The organism is Geobacter metallireducens GS-15, from assembly GCF_000012925.1.
Lineage (GTDB): Bacteria > Desulfobacterota > Desulfuromonadia > Geobacterales > Geobacteraceae > Geobacter > Geobacter metallireducens.
Genome location: NC_007517.1, coordinates 3,226,895 through 3,242,500, shown reverse-complemented (window position 1 = coordinate 3,242,500; position 15,606 = coordinate 3,226,895). Strand labels below are relative to the sequence as shown.

12 protein-coding genes and 2 rRNA genes (1 of these 14 running past the window's edge) are annotated in these 15,606 nt (G+C 60.2%); 7 read left to right on the top strand and 7 right to left on the bottom strand.

The features are described 5' to 3' along the window. Both GMET_RS14340 and rrf read left to right on the top strand, forming a co-directional pair. Positions 1 to 1,397, top strand: a 23S ribosomal RNA gene (locus GMET_RS14340) (it extends 1,559 nt beyond the left edge of the window). 103 nt (positions 1,398 to 1,500) lie between these two features. After that, a 5S ribosomal RNA gene (gene rrf / locus GMET_RS14335) occupies positions 1,501 to 1,617 on the top strand. Positions 1,618 to 1,857: 240 nt separating this feature from the next. On the opposite strand, the gene cysN is transcribed toward rrf, so the two are convergent. The 7 genes from cysN to rpoH all read right to left on the bottom strand — a co-directional run bounded on the left by cysN (position 1,858) and on the right by rpoH (position 9,416). Further along, positions 1,858 to 3,525: a sulfate adenylyltransferase subunit CysN gene (gene cysN / locus GMET_RS14330; RefSeq protein ID WP_004514556.1), complete on the bottom strand. Its 1,668-nt coding sequence runs from the start codon at positions 3,523 to 3,525 to the stop codon at positions 1,858 to 1,860. Next, the gene (gene cysD / locus GMET_RS14325) at positions 3,525 to 4,430 is read right to left on the bottom strand and encodes a sulfate adenylyltransferase subunit CysD (protein ID WP_011366112.1); all 906 of its coding nucleotides are present in this window, start codon (positions 4,428 to 4,430) and stop codon (positions 3,525 to 3,527) included. Before cysD ends, cysN begins: the two co-directional genes overlap by 1 nt. Before the next feature lie 32 nt (positions 4,431 to 4,462). Continuing rightward, positions 4,463 to 5,170: a phosphoadenylyl-sulfate reductase gene (locus tag GMET_RS14320; protein WP_004514558.1), complete on the bottom strand. Its 708-nt coding sequence runs from the start codon at positions 5,168 to 5,170 to the stop codon at positions 4,463 to 4,465. A gap of 54 nt (positions 5,171 to 5,224) precedes the next feature. Then, positions 5,225 to 6,673, bottom strand: coding sequence for a DASS family sodium-coupled anion symporter (locus GMET_RS14315; protein ID WP_004514559.1), 1,449 nt, complete (start codon positions 6,671 to 6,673; stop codon positions 5,225 to 5,227). Positions 6,674 to 6,675: 2 nt separating this feature from the next. After that, positions 6,676 to 7,461 carry a hypothetical protein gene (locus GMET_RS14310; protein WP_004514560.1) on the bottom strand — a complete coding sequence of 262 codons (786 nt, stop codon included), beginning with the start codon at positions 7,459 to 7,461 and terminating at the stop codon, positions 6,676 to 6,678. Positions 7,462 to 7,720: 259 nt separating this feature from the next. Next, entirely contained in the window at positions 7,721 to 8,467 is a 747-nt protein-coding gene (locus GMET_RS14305) for a HesA/MoeB/ThiF family protein (RefSeq protein ID WP_004514561.1), read from the bottom strand. 109 nt (positions 8,468 to 8,576) lie between these two features. Beyond that, the gene (rpoH, locus tag GMET_RS14300; protein ID WP_004514562.1) at positions 8,577 to 9,416 is read right to left on the bottom strand and encodes an RNA polymerase sigma factor RpoH; all 840 of its coding nucleotides are present in this window, start codon (positions 9,414 to 9,416) and stop codon (positions 8,577 to 8,579) included. A gap of 280 nt (positions 9,417 to 9,696) precedes the next feature. Between rpoH and GMET_RS14295 the strand changes: the two genes are divergently transcribed. From GMET_RS14295 to ispE, 5 genes are all read left to right on the top strand, one after another. Continuing rightward, positions 9,697 to 10,770: a branched-chain amino acid aminotransferase gene (locus tag GMET_RS14295; RefSeq protein WP_004514563.1), complete on the top strand. Its 1,074-nt coding sequence runs from the start codon at positions 9,697 to 9,699 to the stop codon at positions 10,768 to 10,770. A gap of 105 nt (positions 10,771 to 10,875) precedes the next feature. After that, a complete protein-coding gene (locus GMET_RS18640) occupies positions 10,876 to 11,040 on the top strand; it encodes a hypothetical protein (protein WP_004514564.1) in 165 nt (54 codons plus the stop codon). An 86-nt stretch (positions 11,041 to 11,126) separates the two neighbouring features. After that, positions 11,127 to 13,721 (top strand): ATP-dependent chaperone ClpB, encoded by a 2,595-nt coding sequence (gene clpB, locus GMET_RS14290; RefSeq protein WP_004514565.1) that lies wholly within the window; start codon positions 11,127 to 11,129, stop codon positions 13,719 to 13,721. A gap of 119 nt (positions 13,722 to 13,840) precedes the next feature. After that, positions 13,841 to 14,656, top strand: a complete 816-nt coding sequence (locus tag GMET_RS14285) for a polysaccharide deacetylase family protein (protein ID WP_004514566.1) — start codon at positions 13,841 to 13,843, stop codon at positions 14,654 to 14,656. Between the two features lie 78 nt (positions 14,657 to 14,734). Then, the gene (gene ispE / locus GMET_RS14280; protein WP_004514567.1) at positions 14,735 to 15,580 is read left to right on the top strand and encodes a 4-(cytidine 5'-diphospho)-2-C-methyl-D-erythritol kinase; all 846 of its coding nucleotides are present in this window, start codon (positions 14,735 to 14,737) and stop codon (positions 15,578 to 15,580) included. Positions 15,581 to 15,606 lie beyond the last annotated feature (26 nt).

Sequence of the window (15,606 nt, the reverse complement as noted above, 5' to 3'; positions counted from 1 at the left end):
TCAACGCTGAGGCGTTATGACGAGGGGGTATCCCCGCAAAGTCGTTGATCCCATGCTTCCAAGAAAAGCCTCTAAGCTTCAGACGGCAGGTGACCGTACCGTAAACCGACTCAGGTGGGTGAGGATAAATGTCCTAAGGTGCTTGAGAGAACACTGGTTAAGGAACTCGGCAAATTGACACCGTAACTTCGGGAGAAGGTGTGCCCTCACTAGGTGTAGCGATTCGCACGTGAAGCCGAAGAGGGTCGCAGAGAAATGGCGGTAGCGACTGTTTACTAAAAACACAGGACTCTGCTAAGTCGCAAGACGATGTATAGGGTCTGACGCCTGCCCGGTGCCGGAAGGTTAAGGGGATTTGTTAGCGCAAGCGAAGCTTTGAACCGAAGCCCCGGTAAACGGCGGCCGTAACTATAACGGTCCTAAGGTAGCGAAATTCCTTGTCGGGTAAGTTCCGACCTGCACGAATGGCGTAACGATTTCCGCGCTGTCTCAACCAGTGGCCCAGCGAAATTGAATTCTCGGTGAAGATGCCGAGTACCCGCGGCAAGACGGAAAGACCCCGTGAACCTTTACTACAGCTTGACAGTGACATTCGGAATAGCTTGTGTAGGATAGGTGGGAGACTATGAAGCTGGGACGCCAGTCTCGGTGGAGTCAACCTTGAAATACCACCCTGGTTGTTTTGGGTGTCTAACCTAGGTCCGTCATCCGGGTCGGGGACACTGTCTGGTGGGTAGTTTGACTGGGGCGGTCGCCTCCCAAAGTGTAACGGAGGCGCACGAAGGTTCCCTCAGGCTGATTGGAAACCAGCCGTAGAGTGCAAAGGCATAAGGGAGCTTGACTGCGAGACAGACAAGTCGAGCAGGTACGAAAGTAGGTCATAGTGATCCGGCGGTTCTGTATGGAAGGGCCGTCGCTCAACGGATAAAAGGTACTCCGGGGATAACAGGCTGATCTCCCCCAAGAGTTCACATCGACGGGGAGGTTTGGCACCTCGATGTCGGCTCATCGCATCCTGGGGCTGAAGTAGGTCCCAAGGGTTTGGCTGTTCGCCAATTAAAGCGGTACGCGAGCTGGGTTTAAAACGTCGTGAGACAGTTTGGTCCCTATCTGCCGTGGGCGCAGGATACTTGAGAAGAGCTGTCCTTAGTACGAGAGGACCGGGATGGACGTACCTCTAGTGTTCCAGTTGTTCCGCCAGGAGCAGTCGCTGGGTAGCTATGTACGGAAAGGATAACCGCTGAAAGCATCTAAGCGGGAAGCCTCCTTCAAGATTAGGTATCCCTGGGAGCAATCCCCTGAAGGCCCGTTGTAGACCACAACGTTGATAGGCCGGGTGTGTAAGCGCAGCAATGCGCTCAGCTGACCGGTACTAATCGGCCGTGAGGCTTGATCATAATTATTTCCCGAACTATTTGACGGGGGTGGTAACCCCACCCCCCATATTTACCCCGTTAAACATCTCGCTCATGTGATTGGAAAGATACATTTACAAGGTTTCTCGGTGGCTATGCCGAGGGGGTCACACCCGTTCCCATCCCGAACACGGAAGTTAAGCCCCTCTGGGCCGATGATACTGCACGGGTAGCTGTGTGGGAAAGTAGGTCGCCGCCGGGAGTTTTATCCAAAAGCCCCGCTCTCTTCTCTGAGGGCGGGGCTTTTGCTGTTCCTAGTGCTTTTACCCCACCCTCCAATCGCCTCGTTTCCCTCAATCCTTTCCGTACCCTCAATCTAGTGCGATGGATTCCGGTAACCACTGGCCATTTTTATTGCGCTTGGTGACGGAGGGATTATTTCGGCAGCACAAGAATCCCGAAGATAAAAGGTGGTCCCACAAATAGGACCACCTTTGTAGATCTAAAGACCACCACGCTCGTCGAAATCTTTGGGGCACGGTTCAGGCCAACTTTTGAAAAGAATCACGTTGACTCGATCCTGGTCCCGGCCGAACTCAAAGACAAGGTTGTGATCGTAGGCCATCCGGGCAACTGGTTCCAGTTGCCCCACGTCCCGAAGCCGGAAGAGGACGCGGTTCCCTTTGGCGAGATGATCGATGAAACTCGCGGAGACCTCGAGCTCAATCGGCCCCCATTCCCGTGTTAAGTCAGCAACCCCCATATCCGCGCCAATGACGGTACTGTCTTGCAGGATAAATCGCTTGGAGAGGCATGAACCTTCGTTGGTACTGGTTTCCGCCGGTTGAGTATCTGGTGACTCCAGCGGGGCAGCAGCGATTACCATGCCTGCTGCCACGGTGGCATTGCTGAACCGGTCAATAAGGATAAAACTACCTGTTTCACGATTCTGGCGGTAGGGGTCGAAGGCCACAGCGCGGTCCAGTTCCAGCCGAACCACGCCGATGCCGTTGAGTGCCAGCGTCGGCACCTGTCTCTGTTCAAGAGTGTTAACGTCAACCGCATACTGGACGCGGGTGACGCGGCCGGGGGTCACGGCGCTGGCAGTCTTGACGAGGTAGATCTGCCCCGGCACTAGTGGAGTGTCATGGAGCCAGACCATGTGGGCCTCTGGGTGTCGAGAGAGACGCGGCGGCATATCGGTTGCTGTCAGCATGTCGCCTCGGCTGATATCTATTTCGTCAGAGAGGGTGAGAGTCACTGCCTGACCGGCCACCGCCTCCGGCAGGTCGCCGCCCATAGTGACGATCCGCGCCACACGGCTGGTGAGGCCAGAGGCGGCGACTCGCACTTCATCACCCGGACGGACGGTGCCTGCGGCAATGGTGCCGCAAAAACCGCGAAAATCGAGGTGTGGACGGTTCACCCACTGTACCGGAAACCGGAACGGTTCCGTCGCGCGCTCTTCGGCGACCTGCACGGTTTCCAGGTAGCTCATGAGGGTAGGACCCTGGTACCAAGGGGTGCTGTTGCTCGGCTCGATGACGTTGTCGCCGTTCAGTGCCGAAATGGGGATCGCGGTGATGGAGGCGAACCCGAGGGGGGCAGCGAACTCCTGGTAGTCGCCCACGACCGTGGCGAACCGTTGTTCGTCGAAGTCGATGAGGTCCATCTTGTTCACGGCGAGGACAATGTGGCGGATTCCCACGAGGGAGACCAGGTAGCTGTGGCGCCGCGTCTGGGTCAGGAGCCCCTTGCGGGCGTCCACAAGGATTACTGCCACTTGGGCGGTGGAGGCGCCGGTCACCATATTGCGGGTGTACTGCTCATGGCCGGGGGTGTCGGCGACGATAAACTTGCGCCGGTCGGTGGAGAAGAAGCGGTAGGCCACGTCGATGGTGATCCCCTGCTCCCGCTCCGCCTGCAGTCCGTCCAGCAGCAGAGCATAGTCGATAGCGCCCCCTTGAGTTCCGACCTTTTTGCTGTCGGCTTCCAAAGCAGCCAACTGGTCCTCGAAAATCATCTTGGAGTCCCAGAGAAGCCGTCCGATGAGGGTGCTCTTGCCGTCATCAACGCTGCCGCAGGTGATGAAGCGGAGCAGCGATTTCTCCTCCTGGCTTTTGAGATAGGCGAGGATATCCTTTTCGATCAGTTCCGATTGATGTGCCATTAGAAATACCCCTCCTGCTTCTTCTTCTCCATTGAGCCCGCTTGGTCGTGGTCGATGAGTCGCCCCTGGCGCTCGGAGGTGCGGGTCAGGAGCATCTCCTGGATGATCTTGGGGAGGGTGTCAGCCGTTGACTCCACTGCGCCGGTGAGGGGGTAGCAGCCGAGGGTGCGGAAGCGTACCGACTTGTGCTGCACGGTCTCGCCCGGCTTGAGTTCCAGGCGTTCGTCGTCCACCATGATCAGCATGCCGTCGCGCTCCACCACCGGCCGCACCGCAGCATAGTAGAGGGGGACGATCGGGATATTCTCCAGGTGGATGTACTGCCAGACATCCAACTCGGTCCAGTTGGAGAGCGGGAAGACCCGGATGCTTTCCCCCTGCTTGATACGGGTGTTGTAAAGGTTCCAGAGTTCCGGGCGCTGGTTTTTGGGATCCCAGCGGTGGTTGGCGCTGCGGAAGGAGAAGATCCTCTCCTTGGCCCGCGATTTTTCTTCGTCACGGCGGGCACCACCGAAGGCGGCGTCGAACCGGTACTTGTCCAGTGCCTGCTTCAACCCCTCGGTCTTCATGATATCGGTGTAGAGGGCTGAACCGTGGGTGAATGGGGAAATCCCCTGTTCCACCCCCTCTTTGTTCACATGGACGATCAGGTCGAAGCCGCATTCGGCCGCCATCCGGTCGCGGAATTGGATCATGTCGCGGAACTTCCAGGTGGTATCCACGTGCAGCAGGGGAAACGGCGGCGGCGCCGGGTAAAAGGCCTTGCGTGCCAGGTGCAGCATGACCGCCGAATCCTTGCCGATGGAGTAGAGCATCACCGGGTTGGCAAATTCGGCCACCACCTCTCGGATGATGTGGATGCTTTCTGCTTCGAGCTGCTGCAGGTGGGTCAGCGTGGTTCTCATGTCGTTATCCTCGTAGACGATTGTGCCTTCCATCAGTGCCGGTGCAACCCGCACTCTTTATGCTCCGGATTCTCCCACCACCATCGTCCGGCTCGGGGATGCTCGCCCGGGGCCACGGGGCGGGTGCAGGGAGCGCAGCCGATCGAAGGGTATCCCTGTTTATGGAGACGGTTCACCGGTACCCGGCGCTTTTCGGCGTACTCCCAGACCTGTTCCTCACTCCACTCCAGGAGCGGGTTGATTTTCAGGATGCCGCCGTTTGCTTCGTCGCTCTCGATGGGAGCGAGGCCGGTCCGCGTGACGCTCTGTTCGCGGCGGAGCCCGGTGATCCAGCCGGCAAGCCCCTTGAGCGCCCGGCCAAGTGGCTCCACCTTGCGGATGTGGCAGCACTCATGGCGGTTATCCAGGGATTCACGGAAAGAGAAAAGCCCCTTGTCGCGTTCGAGCTTTTCCACCGTCTCGTGCCGCGGGAAATACCAGTCTATCGGGATCCGGTAGCGCTCCGTGATGGCGTCTGCCACCTCGTAGGTCTCCTCGTGGAGGCGCCCCGTGTCGAGGGCGAATATCCCAATCGGGCACCCCAGTTCCTTTGCCATGTCGATGATGATGACGTCCTCCACAGAGAAGGAGCAGGCGAGCTTGACAGAACCCTCGGTCGCCGACACTCCGGCCCTGAGGATGTCCTGTGGAGTGGCGTCCTGGGGAAGTTGGGGGATTGTTTTCTGAATGGTTGCAGTCATGTTGGATCCTTTGGGTCGTGTCCGTAGTGCGTGAGCGCTCCGGGCAAAGGGTGTTCAGATGTTCAGGCCAATCAGGGGCCAGATGAAGATTGCCGCAGCCATGAAGAGGAGCCAGGAAATGGCCATCACCAAGGCACCCGGGATGATGATGTCCTTGCTTCGCAGGTATCCCGAGGCGTAGGCGATGGCCGTGGCCGGCGTCCCCATGGGGAGGCAGTAGGCGAGACCTGCAGGAAGCGCAATGGCGAGCGTCATCACCTTGAGATCCATGCCGAGGCTTTTTGCCAGGGACATGCCGATCGGCATGAGGATGGCGACCACGGCAGCGTGGCTGATGCACTCGGTCAGCAGGATCGACACCAGCGAGATGACGGCAATCACCATGAGCGGCGACGGTGAGAAGGCCCCGAGCCCCCGCTCGACAATCCAGAGGGCGGCGCCGGTCTTTTCAAGGGCGGTGGCCAGTGCGATGGAACCGCCGTACATGAGGATGATTCCCCAGTTGACGTACTCTTCGATTGTCTGCCAGGAGACCACCCGGAAGACAAAGAGGGCGACCATGGCCAGGATTGCGATGTTTGCCAGGCCCAGCTCTTTGCCCAAGGCCATCCAGCAGGCGATGGTTACGACCATCACTGCGGCAACGGTCATCTCGCCGTATCCCATCTTTCCCGTTTCGAGTCGTTTGCGGTTCAGGAAGCGAAGCCCCTCGTCGACTCCCGCAATGTCGGGGGGAAAGAAGAGGAGGAGCAGGAGAAAGCCGATGACAAGCAGCGGTGCGACGATCATGATGGCGGCAACGGTCCACTCGAAGAAAGTGTAGTCGAGGCCGCTCGTCTCCCGGAGCATCCCCACTGCCAGCGGCGCACGCGCCCCGCCGAGGAAGGTGGCGATCCCTCCGATGATGCATCCCCACGCCATGGACATGAAAAGGAGCTTGGCGTAGCGGCTTCTGCCGCGCTCAAGGCCGAGGCTCGTACCGATCTCCTCTACCACAGGGAACATCATGGCCGCCACGGCGTGCTCGCTCATGCAAAACGAGAGAATCGCCGAAAGGAGGAATACCGTCAGGGCGAGGCTGCGAGGCGTCTTGCCGAACCGGGCCAGCATGGCGCGGGCGAGTCGGGCCGATAGCCCCGTGCCGGTCATGGCCGCCGCCAGGATAAAGGCGCCGATGATGAAGAAGACAGCCTCGTTGCCAAAGAGGGCATAGGTCTTCTTCGCTTCCATGATGCCGAGGAGCGGCAGCAAGGCCATGGAAAAGAGCGCCGTCACGGCGATGGGGAGCAGTCCCGATATCCAGAGGAAGATGGTTGCTCCGAAGACGATGAGGGCATGGTACCCTGCCGCTGAAAGCCCCTCCGGAGGTGTGAGCCTGAAAAGAATAGCGCAGGCGATGATCAGCCCGGCGAAGACCTGGTAGCGTGCTGAGCGGTCGATGAGGATCAGCCAGAGAGGTCTGGTGTCGATCTTCAGCGGTTTGTCGAAGAGTTCCCGTTCCATAATCAGAGCCCCGCCGATTCGAATGACTCTTCCACCTGCCGCACCCGCAGAGCCCGGCGCAGGTCAGAGACAGCCAAGAGCCGCCGGTCCCGGAGCCGGTTCATGAAGCCCCGCAGGGTTCCCCCCTGTGTCTGCGGAACGAGGGGGGTGGCGAGGGCGATCAGCGGCAGGAGCGGGGCCATGGTTGCTTTGGATGTCCGCCACGCCGTTGCCAGGTGAGCGTATGCTGCTGCCGCCTCTTCAATCCCGCAGCGGCTTGCCGGTGCGGGGAATTGCAGCAGCGGAACGATGCCGTGGGAGAGGAGATTATCGATTCCCGCAAGGAGAGTTTCGAGAGGGGCTTCCCCCAGGACGAGGGACGATGCCACCGCCCAGCGGGGGAAGACCGTCTGGGCGCACTGGAGCGAGGCAAGACGGCTCTCTTGGTCGGAGCGCTCGAAAGCGGTGAAGGGGATATGAATGATGTCGACGCCGGCGGCGTACGCCCGCTCCAGAAGAGCCGGTGACACCGGGAAATCCATCGTTCCCAGGATGTGGGTGTTGAAATTTTTCTTGATGAGGCGCGCCAGGGTCTCCCCGTTCGAGAAGGTGTCCGGCGCGCCGAAGCTGAGGTGAAACAGTTCGGCGGGGGCAAGGCAGTAGCTGTCGAAGAGGGTTTCCAGGGTTTCCCGGGGGGGGAGCTCGCCTCCCACGTGGAATACGTTTCCGTCCCGGCGCAGATCCCGTGAAGTGACAGGCATGGGAGGGTCTGTCAGGAGTTTCTGGAGTTTTGTATTGTCTACCACCATTGCCGTGCTCCAGGACCGTCGTGGGGCTCTTTAGTTTCCTGGTGTTAAATTGTGTGATCTGATTTTTGAGTATTTTATCGTTATTGTCAAGAAATAAAATCGCGGTATTTATGTCTTGTTTGGTGTTGTTTTTCTTGCGTGGGCAACTAGCCGAATTCGCTAGAAATATGCCCGCGAGATGGGTGAGCAAGCCGTGTAGGTACCAGTTTGCCACAGGCTCGGAGGTTTTGAGGGGCGGTGGGGTATTTTCGCCTGCGGCCTAACCGCAGGCGGGGCACGTTAGTTTCTTCTTGATGGGAACTTCGCGGAATTTCAGCGCCAGGGCGCTGTAGGTGAGAAGGCGCCCCGTAAGGAGTTCGCCGATGCCCATGAGATACTTGATCGCTTCGGTGGCCTGGATGGTGCCGATGACGCCGGGAAGGACCCCGATGACGCCGGCCCGTGAACAGGCGGTGGCCACCTCGTCGCTTTCCGGAGGTTCGGGAAAGATGCAGCGGTAGCAGGGGGATTCCCCCGGCAGGACGGTCATGGTCTGCCCGTTGAAGCGGAGAATGCCGCCGTGGGAGAAAGGCTTGCCGGCGGCGACGCAGGCGTCGTTGATGAGGAACTTTGCGGCGAAATTGTCGGTGGCGTCGATGACGAAATCGAAGTCGGCGATGATTTCTGCGATGTTCGATGCCTCGACCCTCGTTTCGAAGGGGATGACGGTTACGTCGGGGTTCATGGCGGCCATTTTTTCCCTTGCCGAAACGACCTTGGGACGCCCCAGGTCGGCGGTGTGATGGGCTATCTGTCGCTGGAGGTTCGAGAGCTCCACCCTGTCTGAATCGGCAATGCCGATGGTGCCGACACCCGCGGCCGCCAGGTAGAGGGCAACGGGGGAGCCGAGGCCACCGGCACCGATCACCATGACCCGTCCTGCCAGGAGCCGTTCCTGCCCCACCTCGCCAACGTTTTCCAGAATGAGGTGCCGGGCGTATCGCTCAGATTGTTCAGCGGTTAACATGTGGGTATTCTCCCCGTTGGTGATGAGTATTTCTTGACAGTAATAATAAAAAAACCCCGTCTCGTCAAGGCGGGGTCTGGATGTATCAATGAGAAAATGGTTTGGGGGGCTAGACAGTTATTGGCGTCAGATAGGCCTTTATCTTTTTCAGTGCCCCTTCCTCAATCTGACGGACCCGCTCGCGGGAGATTGCGAAATGGTCGGCGATCTCCTGGAGGGTAAGTGGTTCGTCTGCCGTTACCCGATTCTCGACTACGTAGCGCTCCTTTTCGTTGAGCCGTTCCAGTGCCTGGGTCACCTGGCCGTGGAGGCGTGACGCCTCCTGCTGCTCTGCCAAGGCTTCCTCCTGGTTCTGGCGCTCGTCCACAAGGGTATCCAGCATGGTGAGCCCTTCCCCGTCCACCAGTTCAGCGTCCAGAGAGTAGTCGCCCCGCATCCGCTGGTCCATTTCGATCACTTCCGACTCTTTCACGTGGAGGGAGAGGGCGGTGGCTTCCGTGTCGTCACCCCCGGTCAGCCGCCGGATGGCATTCTTGGCCTGGTTCAGCTTGAAGAAGAGTTTCTTCTGGGCCTGGGTGGTGCCGATCTTGAGAAGGCTCCAGGCAGAGATGATGTAATTCTGGATGTAGGCCCTGATCCACCAGACCGCGTAGGAGATGAGACGGATCCCCTTGTGGGGGTCGAATTTGCGGACCGCCATCATGAGGCCGATGTTCCCCTCCTGGATCAGGTCGAGCATCTTCATGCCGTAGGATTTGTACTCGGCAGCGACCTTCACCACAAATCGGAGGTTGGCGGTGATGAGGCGGTGGGCCGCCTCCAGGTCCTTCTCTTCATAGAACTTTACGGCGTACAGGTGTTCCTCCTCGGGGGTGAGGACGGGGAACTTCCTGATTTCCGCCAGGTAGAGGGTGAAGCTGTCGGCAACAACGGGGAGATTCATGGTCATGAATCGGGTCCTCCTGTCGCAAAGGTTTGTTACTGGGTTAGCACTCGGTTTGTCTGAGTGCTAATAACTTAACAAGGGAAAAAAGAAAAATCAAGGGGTTGTCGTAATTAGTTTCTTTTGTGCAGAGCAGCGCCTGCCGGGCCAGGGGGAGGGATGTCGGGGACGGGGGAGCGTCCGGATTGCCGGGGGAAACCCCTTGCCCCCTGTGGTATTCATGTGATAAACCGTAAAGAGTTTCATATTACGACGCTCCGCGCCGAATCAATGGAGGTTTCAGCAGATGGAGATCAGAATCGCGCCGCTCCCGGAGGGCCGGAAAAAGCCCAAGTACACCGACGAATCCCAGCTCGGTTTCGGCAAGCTCTTTACCGACCGGATGTTTATGGTCGAGTGGAAAATCGGCCAGGGGTGGGTCGATGCCCGGATTGAGCCCTATGCCCCCTTCGTCCTCGATCCGGCCTGCTCTGTTCTTCACTATGCCCAGGAGATCTTCGAGGGGCTCAAGGCCTACAAGTGGGCCGACGGCACCATCACCCTCTTCCGCCCCGAGATGAACGCTCGACGTTTCAACCACTCAGCCGATCGCCTCTGCATGCCAGAGGTGCCGGAGGAGCTTTTCCTTGACGGCATCGAGAAGCTCGTGGCGTTGGAGCGCGACTGGATTCCCTCGTCGGAAGGGACCTCCCTCTACATCCGTCCCACCATGATCGGCGTGGACCCGGTCCTGGGGGTGAAGCCCGCTGATCACTACTACTTCTACGTGATCCTCTCTCCTGTTGGTGCGTATTACTCCGCGGGGTTCAACCCCATCAAGATCATGGTGGAGGACCAGTACGTCCGCTCCGTCCCCGGCGGCACCGGGGAGGCCAAGACCGGCGGCAATTACGCCTGCTCCCTCAAGGCCGGCCTTGAGGCGAAGAAAAAGGGGTATGACCAGGTCCTCTGGCTCGACGGGGTCCACCGTCGCTATATTGAGGAAGTGGGGGCCATGAATATGCTCTTCGCCTATGGGAAGACCATTGTCACCGCTTCTCTCACCGGCACGATCCTGAACGGCGTCACCCGCGACTCCACCCTGAAGCTGGCTGCGAGCCTCGGCTACACCATCGAGGAGCGCCTCATCGACGTGAATGAGCTCATGGCGGACATTCGTGCCGGCAAGGTGACCGAGGCTTTCGGCAGCGGCACTGCTGCAGTCATCAGCCCGGTCGGCGTTCTTGCGTACAAGGACGAAGTCTGTACGGTCGGCAATGGCGGCGTGGGGCCGATTACCCAGCAGCTCTACGATACTCTGACCGGCATTCAGACCGGCAAGGTTCCCGACACCTTCGGCTGGACCCGCAAGATCGCATGATTCAGAGGGAATGGGCGGCGGAAACGCCGCCTTTTCTTTTGTCCCCACTTTCTGCTACTATTGAGGCAGCGGAGATATCATTCGCACATCTCTATGAAGGTGCCCATGAAGCGGAATCCCGACGTCAACAAGCTCTGCCTCTCCTGCCGTCGCCAGTGCAAGCAGGCGGCCACGGTCGTCATCTCCTCCTGCCCCCGCTACTATCCCGGCCCGAAGATCAAGCGGGAGAACTGGAAGCAGATGGAGCTGGATCTCCTTTCCTCCCCCTGATCCCCCCACAATTCATGTTTCCCCTTCCTTGACTTCCCCCCGGGGCGTGCCTATGTTTTTCCTGTACTAGGAAAGGAGAGCGCCCCATGATTCGACCCGAAAAAATGACCATAAAGACCCAGGAGGCCCTGGCCGGCGCCCAGCAGCTCGCCGCGCGGCAGGGAAACGGCACCATCGAACCGGAACATCTCCTCGCAGCGCTCCTCGAGCAGGAAGGGGGGCTTGTGGCCCCGATCCTCCAGAAGGTGGGAGCCGCGCCTGCCTCCCTGCGGAGCTCCGTTGACGCGCTCCTTAAAAAGCTCCCCCAGGTGAGCGGCGCCACGGCCCAGGCCTACCTCTCGCCCTCTCTGAACCGGATTCTCGACGGGGCCCAGCGGGAAGCCGATGCCATGAAGGACGAGTTCGTCTCCACCGAGCACCTTCTCCTCGGCTTCTTCGCCGACAAACAGTGCGCGGCAACTCGGGCGCTTCTCGATGGCGGCGCCACCCGCGAGAACGTGCTGGCGGCGCTCGTGGAGATCCGCGGCGGCGAGCGGGTCACCGATCAGAGCCCCGAGGACAAGTACCAGGCTCTGACCAAGTACGCCCGGGACCTGACCGACCTGGCCCGCCAGGGGAAGCTTGACCCGGTTATCGGCCGGGATGATGAAATCCGGCGGGTGCTGCAGGTCCTGTCCCGGCGCACCAAGAACAACCCGGTCCTCATCGGTGAGCCGGGGGTGGGGAAGACCGCCATCGTGGAGGGGCTCGCCCAGCGGATTGTCTCGGGGGACGTGCCGGAATCCCTGAAGGATAAGCGCCTCGTGGCCCTCGACATGGGGGCCCTCATCGCCGGCGCCAAGTATCGGGGGGAGTTCGAGGAGCGGCTCAAGGCGGTTATCAAGGAGGTGGCCAAGTCCGAGGGAAAGGTGATCCTCTTCATTGACGAGCTCCACACCCTGGTGGGGGCCGGAGCCGCCGAGGGGGCCATGGACGCCTCCAACATGCTCAAGCCGGCCTTGGCCCGGGGGGAGCTCCACTGCATCGGCGCCACCACCCTCAACGAGTACCGCAAGTACATCGAGAAGGACGCGGCCCTGGAGCGGCGCTTCCAGCAGGTCTACACCGGCGAGCCGAGCGTGGAGGACACCATTGCCATCCTCCGGGGGCTCAAGGAGAAGTACGAGACCTACCACGGCATCCGGATCAAGGACAGCGCCATCATCGCCGCCGCCACGCTTTCGGACCGCTACATCACCGACCGCTTCCTCCCCGACAAGGCCATCGACCTCATCGACGAGGCCGCCTCGCGCCTGAGGATCGAGATTGACTCCATGCCAACCGAGATCGACGAGGTGGAGCGGAAGATCATCCAACTGGAGATCGAGAAGCAGGCGCTTTTGCGGGAGCAGGACCCCCACGCCCTGGAGCGTCTCCAGAAGCTGACTGACGAGCTGAACGGGCTCCAGGCCCAAGCGGCGGAGCTGAAGGCCCACTGGCGGCAGGAGAAGGAAATTATCAAGGGACTCAGCGAACTGAAGCAGCAGCTTGAGGAGAGGAAAGAGCAGGCGAAGAAGGCCGAGCGGGAGGGGAACCTGGCCCGTACCGCGGAGATCCGCTATGGAGAGATTCCTGCCATCGAGAAGGAAATGGAGGAGAAGAAGCAGCAACTGGAGGCGCTCCAGAAGGAAGGGAAGATGCTCCCCGAAGAGGTTGATGGCGAACTGGTGGCTGAAATCGTCTCCCGCTGGACTGGTGTTCCGGTCTCACGCATGATGGAGGGGGAGGCGGACAAGCTCGTGCACATGGAGGAGCGGCTCAAGACCCGCGTGGTGGGCCAGAACGACGCCCTGCTGCTGGTGGCCAACGCCATCCGCCGCGCCCGGTCGGGGCTCTCGGACCCCAACCGCCCCATCGGCTCCTTCCTCTTCCTGGGCCCCACCGGGGTCGGGAAGACCGAAACCGCCAAGGCCCTGGCCGAGTTCCTCTTCAACGACGACCAGGCCATTGTCCGGATCGACATGAGCGAGTACCAGGAAAAACACACCGTGGCCCGGCTCATCGGTGCGCCCCCCGGCTACGTCGGCTACGAGGAGGGGGGGCAGCTCACGGAAGCGGTCAAGCGCCGCCCCTACTCCATCGTCCTTTTCGACGAAATCGAGAAGGCCCATGCCGAGGTGTTCAACGTCCTCCTCCAGGTGCTCGATGACGGCCGGCTCACCGACGGCCAGGGGCGGACAGTGGATTTCCGCAATACGGTCATCATCATGACGAGCAACCTGGGCTCCCAGTGGATCCAGCAGTATGGCGCCAGCGACTACACCCGCATGAAGCAGATGGTGACCGAGACCCTGCGGGAGAGCTTCAAACCCGAGTTCCTGAACCGGATCGACGAGGTGGTCATCTACCACGCGCTGCCGCTCGAGCGGATCAAGCAGATCATCGACATCCAGATCCAAGGGCTGAAGAAGCGCCTCGCCGAGCGGCACATCACCCTGGAGATCACCGACAAGGCACGGGAATACCTGGCCCAGGAGGGGTACGATCCAGCCTACGGAGCACGGCCCCTCAAGCGGGCGATCCAGCGCAAGGTTCAGGACCCCCTGGCCCTCATGCTCCTCGAAGGGAAGTTCCGGGAGGGGGACACCATCCGGGCCGACCTCTCCCATGGCGGAGAAGGGCTCGTCATTACGAAAAAATAATAATCTCCTGCAGACGGGTTACTGTAGCGGGTCGTCCTTTTCGGGAGCGGCCCGCTTTTTTCTTCACAGTTGCTGCGGTTGGGGCTAGGATTGCCGAAAAATCGCATACGGGAGATGCTATGAAGCTTCTGTTTTTTTGGGTGGCAGCCGCTCTAATGCTCGGTGCTGGTGCCGGTTCAGCAGAGGTGTCTGCCCCGCTCCACGAATCTGCCGGCAACGGGTACGCATCCCTGCGTGAAGGCCTTGTCACCCGCTTCGACGGCCGGACACCGAAGGAGTGGGGCGAAACGGTAACGGGGGTCAAAACTCGCCTGGCGGGGGGCGACAAGAGCATTGCCTTGACCTTCGACGCCTGCGGCAGTCCACGGGGCAAGGGGTTCGACGCACCCCTCATCGATTTTCTGGAGCGGGAGAGAATTCCTGCCACCCTCTTTGTGAGTGGCCTCTGGATCGACGCGAATCCGGTGCTGTTCCGGCGCCTGGTGGCAAATCCCCTGTTCGAGATCGCCAACCACGGTTATCGGCACCGTCCCGCGTCGGTTGCGGGGCAAAAGGCATACGGCATTGCGGGAACCCGCACCGTGGGCGACGTGGTGGACGAGATCGAACTGAACGCCCGGCGGATCGAGGAGACCACGGGCAAGCGCCCCGCCTTCTACCGCTCGGGCACCGCCTACTACGACGAGGTGGCGGTAGAGATTGCCGCGGCCCTGGGAGAGCGGGTGGCCGGCTATTCCCTTCTCGGCGACGCGGGGGCGACCTTTTCTTCCCAGCAGGTGCGCGCTGCCCTCCTGAAGGCCCGACCGGGCGATATCGCCCTCCTCCATATGAATCATCCCGAGTCGGGCACCGCCGCCGGGGTCATGGCAGCCATACCCGAGCTCCGAAAAAGGGGATTCCGGTTTGTGAAGCTCTCCGACGTGCCAGTGAAGTGAAGAGATATGCCTTGATTTGTCGCGCAGTTTTGGTTTAGAAAGATACCTTTCCACCCTTTCACAGAAAGTGATGCCCCCATGAAATCCCTGACGCTCAAGGCCCCCGCCAAGGTCAACTACCGGCTCGACGTGCTCCGCCGTCGGCCTGACGGCTACCACGACCTCCGGATGATCATGCAGCGGATCGATCTCTGCGACGAGATTACGATTACTTTGTCCGACACTTCCGGTGTCCGGGTCACCTGTGGCCGCGAAGGGGTACCCGACGGTCCGGAAAACATCGCTTGGCGGGCCGCCAACGCGCTTCTGGCTCTCTCCGGGCTGGAAACGGGGATCGATATCGCCATTACCAAGAACATCCCCGTTGCTGCCGGGCTTGGCGGCGGGAGCAGCGACGCGGCCACGGTTCTTCTGGGGGTGAACGAACTTCTGGGACTCGGCCTCTCCATCGAGCGGCTCATGGAGGTCGGCGTGACGCTGGGTGCCGACGTGCCGTTCTTCGTCTTCGGCAAGACGGCCTTGGCCGAGGGGATTGGGGAAGTACTCACGGCAATAGACGCCGTCCCACCCCTCTGGCTTGTGATCGTTAACCCCAATATTCCGGTGTCGACTGCCTGGGTGTACCAAAGTTTACGGTTGACAGGTGAGTGGAATGGCGATACTATTCCTCGCTTCTTTAAGGATGTAGCGGATGTCTGTGCCGTCCTCGCCAATGATCTCGAATTGGTGACCATCGAGCGGTATCCGGTAATCGGTGAAATCAAGGAGCGACTGGTCGCCGCAGGGGCTGCTGGGGCACTTATGTCCGGCAGTGGTCCCACGGTTTTCGGACTTTTCGCTTCCGAGGAGGAGGCACGTGGCGCGGCCCAGTCCATTACCAATTCATCCGACTGGTTCGTAGTGGCAGTCAGGGCTTTGGTGTGATTGGCCGTTGCCAGGCAGTACAATAC